Origin of the sequence: Sphingobacterium sp. HJSM2_6 (assembly GCF_049316305.1) — a bacterium.
GTDB lineage: Bacteria > Bacteroidota > Bacteroidia > Sphingobacteriales > Sphingobacteriaceae > Sphingobacterium.
On record NZ_JBMOXB010000054.1, the window covers coordinates 1 to 434 of the forward strand.

General features: G+C 37.3%; 1 protein-coding gene. It reads right to left on the reverse strand.

Features of this window, described 5'->3' with window-relative positions:
- Positions 1–434: helix-turn-helix domain-containing protein (locus ACFRAE_RS17780; RefSeq protein ID WP_422798513.1), on the reverse strand; the 434-nt coding region annotated here is incomplete at both ends.

The window sequence follows — 434 nt, forward strand, 5'->3', positions numbered from 1 at the left end:
CGACTGTAATCATCCAAAATCGTACTGAGGTAATAATATCCCCAACCAATGATTTTGAAGTAAGTGAAATCCGTTTGCCACATTTGATGTACAAAGGCTGTCTTATCCTTGAATTCATTAGAAGCTGATAGTAAAATATGGCTTGGAGCTGTTGTAAGTCCTCTTTCTTTGAGAATTCTATATACACTGGATTCGGAAATAAACATCTGTTGTTCGTCGGTGCTATAATGCGCGAGCTCACGACTGGAAAGATCTTCCTTATCCAAAGCGATTTCCACTACCATTTCTTTGACCTCTGGTGGAATAGAATTCCATTGTCTTCGATTTGTTTTAGCTTTGGATTGAAGGCCTAAATACCCATCTTTCAAATAACAATTGTACCACTTGTAAAAGGTACTTCGAGCAATACCAAACTCTTTTAGAGTACGTTTAAT